This window comes from Sphingomonas segetis (assembly GCF_009720245.1).
In the GTDB taxonomy this organism is placed as follows: Bacteria; Pseudomonadota; Alphaproteobacteria; order Sphingomonadales; family Sphingomonadaceae; genus Sphingomicrobium; species Sphingomicrobium segetis.
Genome location: NZ_WJSQ01000212.1, coordinates 1 through 3423 on the forward strand (window position 1 = coordinate 1; position 3423 = coordinate 3423).

5 protein-coding genes and 1 tRNA gene are annotated in these 3423 nt (G+C 67.0%); 1 reads left to right on the forward strand and 5 read right to left on the reverse strand.

Features of this window, described 5'->3' with window-relative positions; genetic code table 11:
* The 3 genes from GH737_RS13765 to GH737_RS13775 form a co-directional block, all read right to left on the reverse strand.
* Nucleotides 1-455 (reverse strand): MFS transporter (locus GH737_RS13765; protein ID WP_230558821.1); only part of this gene is annotated, 455 nt, incomplete at its 3' end.
* Nucleotides 456-498: 43 nt separating this feature from the next.
* Nucleotides 499-591 (reverse strand) — tRNA-Ser (locus GH737_RS13770).
* A gap of 55 nt (nucleotides 592-646) precedes the next feature.
* The gene (locus GH737_RS13775; protein WP_196233199.1) at nucleotides 647-1525 is read right to left on the reverse strand and encodes an aldose 1-epimerase; all 879 of its coding nucleotides are present in this window, start codon (nucleotides 1523-1525) and stop codon (nucleotides 647-649) included.
* 128 nt (nucleotides 1526-1653) lie between these two features.
* Between GH737_RS13775 and GH737_RS13780 the strand changes: the two genes are divergently transcribed.
* Nucleotides 1654-1977 carry a hypothetical protein gene (locus GH737_RS13780; RefSeq protein WP_155265356.1) on the forward strand — a complete coding sequence of 108 codons (324 nt, stop codon included), beginning with the start codon at nucleotides 1654-1656 and terminating at the stop codon, nucleotides 1975-1977.
* A gap of 6 nt (nucleotides 1978-1983) precedes the next feature.
* On the opposite strand, the gene msrB is transcribed toward GH737_RS13780, so the two are convergent.
* Both msrB and GH737_RS13790 read right to left on the reverse strand, forming a co-directional pair.
* Complete coding sequence (gene msrB / locus GH737_RS13785; protein WP_230558822.1) at nucleotides 1984-2412, reverse strand: peptide-methionine (R)-S-oxide reductase MsrB; 429 nt, start codon at nucleotides 2410-2412, stop codon at nucleotides 1984-1986.
* Between the two features lie 83 nt (nucleotides 2413-2495).
* Nucleotides 2496-3423, reverse strand: a 928-nt coding sequence (locus GH737_RS13790; protein WP_155265358.1) for a sensor histidine kinase, incomplete at its 5' end; no start/stop codon positions are given.

Consider the following 3423-nt stretch of genomic DNA (forward strand, 5'->3'; position numbering starts at 1 on the left):
CCGAACAGCATGCGCAGCCCGGCGACGAACGCGCGGTCGCCCGGGTCGGGGCTGATCCGCGCGGTCATCGCGAGATAGGGCACGTTGACGGCGGCGTAGGCCGTGCGGAAGATGAGGTGCGCGCCGAAGATCCAGGCGATCGCCGCGCCCCCGGCGGCGGCGGGCGGCATGTAGGTCAGCACGAAGCTGAGGCCGAGCGGCACCGCGCCGGCGATCATCACCGCGCCATAGCGGAAGCGCTCCTGCCCGCGGTCGACCATCACCCCGGCCGCGAAATTGGCGATCCCGTCCCACACCGACGCAATCAAATAGGTCGTCGCCGCGACCGCGATCGGCAACCCGAGCGCGTCGGTGTAATAGAACAGCAGGAAGAGCATGATGCTCTGCCAATAGAGATTGAACGCGAAGTCGCCGAACGCGAACAAGGCCAGCCGCGCCTTGGAGGGCATGCTCATCCGCCGATTTCGATATGAGGGCTCTTGCGCTGTCAATGGCGGCTGGCGGAGACGGAGGGATTCGAACCCTCGGTACGGGAATTCCCCGTACGGCGGTTTAGCAAACCGCTGGTTTCAGCCACTCACCCACGTCTCCGCTGAGCCGGCGGCTATATAATCGCAATTGCCAAGCTTCAACCGCGGCGGCGCGGCTATTTCGGGATGACGTCGAGCCGCGTGTCGAGGCTCATCGCCTCGCCCGGATCGAGCACCCGCATGCCGAGCTCGGGCCATTCGCTCTCGGGATGGTTGAGCGCCGCGTTCGCGTGGGTCACCGGCTCGGCAACGAAGATGCCGCCCTGCGGCGGCGAATAGAGCTGGAAGAATTTGGCCTCGGGAGAAGAGAGTCGCAACTCGTACGGCCAGTCCGGGTCGCTCATCCGAGCTTCCCCGCCCCAGCCGCCGAAGCCATTGTCGAGATTTTGTCCGCAGACGAGCCGCCCCTTGAGGTCGAAGCGGTCCTCGGCCGGCACCTTCTCGACTGGCAGCACCTTCTCGTCGATGGCCCAGGCGCACTCGACCCTGGTGTCGATCCGTGTTTGCGGGCCGCATGTGAAATAGGGGTGCTGGCCGAGCCCGCACGGCATTGGCTGGTCGCCGGTGTTCCGGCACGTCAGACGCACCGAAAAGCCCTGCCCGTCCAGCGAGAATTCCTGCCGCGCCTCGTACGGCCAGGGCCATTCTCCCGGATCGTGACGATAGTGGAGGACCGCGCTCACCGCGTCGTGCCGTTCGACCTTCCACGGGTTCAGCCATCCCTGTCCGTGCAGCGGGCTCGGGTCGCCGGCCATGTTCGGCTCGAGCTCCACCTCGCGGCCGCGGAAGGTGAAACGGCCGCCGCGAATGCGGTTGACGTAGGGCACGAGCGGGAACGAACAGGCATCGAGCACCTTTTCGAGCGGACTGTTGCATTTGCGCAATATCGGCCGCGCCCCACCTCCGCCGGTCCACTCGAACGCGGAAATAGCGCCGCCGATCGAAGGACTTAGCTCGAGCTTGAGGTTTCCTGCGGAGAGCCGGAACGGGGTCATTTCCTTACCCATTCATTTCACCGTGATTCACAGGAGCGCAACTTCCCTGGGGATAAAGGACGATTTCGAATTGCGCGGGGATTCGCCCGCCATGTATTGAACGCCCCGGGGGCCGGGGAGGGTCACTGATGAAACGACGCGTCAAGGAGTTCGTCGAGATTGCGGACCATGTGTCCCTCGACGATCTCATCGGGAAGCTGGCCGAGGTCCGCGCCAGCCTTCCGCAGGAATGCGAAGCCGAGATGAGGCTTCGCGGCGATGAAGTTTTCGGCCATCGCATCACCATCTCCTACTTCCGCGAGCAGACCGACGAGGAGGCCGAAGTCGAGCGTCGCTATGCCGAGGCTACGCGCGAAGCCAAGGAGCGCGAGCTTGAGCGGCTCCAGGCCGAGCTCGGTGTGGTCTGCTACGCGGCTCCGGGCAAGCGCGGCAAGCTAAAGATCGTCGCTTAGCCCGGCTCAGGCGGGCCGGAACTTCAGCGCCAGACCGTTCATGCAATAGCGCAAGCCTGTCGGCTTCGGGCCGTCCTCGAAGACGTGCCCGAGATGACCGCCGCAACGCGCGCACAGCACCTCGGTGCGCTCCATCAGCAGTTTGTGGTCCGCCCTCGTGACGACCGCATGTGCGAGCGGCTTCCAGAAGCTCGGCCAGCCGGTGCCGCTTTCGAACTTGGTCGCCGAGCTGAACAGAGCGTGGGCGCAGCCGGCGCAGACGAACGTGCCCTTGCGATGCTCCTTCAGCAGCGGGCTCGAGAAGGGCCGCTCGGTCGCCGCATCGCGAAGAACCGCGTAGCGCTCCGCGCCGAGCTCTTGCCGCCATTGGGCGGGCGTGCGGTTCACGGCGAAGCGCGTCGCGGAAGCACCCTGGGACCGGCCCAGCAGCAGCATGCCGACAACGGCGCTCGCTGCGACGGCGAGGAAGGCGCGGCGGTCGTCCACGGCCTCGCAGATAGGCCGGCGCGGCGCGCTTCTCAAATCACCATGCGGATGTTGGCACCGCCTTCGGGCGCGTCGAGCGCGCAGATCGACCCGCCGTGGGCGAGCGCGACCTGCCTCGAGAAGCTCAGGCCCACGCCACTTCCGCCCTTGTGGGTCGTATAGAAGGGCAGGAAGATGTCGTCGCGGCGGTCCTCCGGAATGCCTGGGCCGTTGTCGCGGACCTCGATCCGGCACCGTCCGGTCGCCTCGCGCGACAGCGCCAGTGCAACCAGCGGCGATTCCACTGCCGCGACAGCGCGCATCGCATTTCTGAGGAGGTTCAGCACGGCCTGTGACAGCAGCTCGGCATCGCCGTCGACGCTCAGCGTGTTGGGGACGACCTCGATCCGCGCGTCGATCTGGCGCTCGCCGGCGCCGGCGAGCGCGAGGCGCATGATCTCCTCGGCCCAGCCGTTCGCCTTGAACGGCCGCCGGTGCACGTCGGGCGTCTGCGCGAATTCGCGATAGCTCTCGACGAAGCGCAATATCCCTTCGGCGCGCCTGGCGACGGTCTCGGTCGCATTTTTCGCGTCGTCGAGCGCATGATTGCCCTTCGCCGCGGCGGCGACGAGGTGGGCGCCGGTGCGGGCGAGCGACGTCACCGGCGTCAGCGAGTTCATGATCTCGTGCGTCAGTACCCGCACGAGGTCCGCCTGCGCCGCCACCTCGAGCGCGCCGAGCTCGCTCTGGACGGGAAGAATCGAGATGATGGTCACCGGCTTGTCGAGCCGCGCCACCTGCGCCGAGGCGAAGATCGCTTTCTGCGGCACGCCATCGAGCACCAGCCGGGTGATCTTGCGGGTGCCGGCCGGCAGCCGTGCGGCCGCGGCGAGCTCCGGCCCCAGCAGCTCGAGGTCGGACACTCGATGGAGCGGCTGCCGGGCGAACAACTGGCGGGCGGCCTTGTTGAGCCCTTCGACG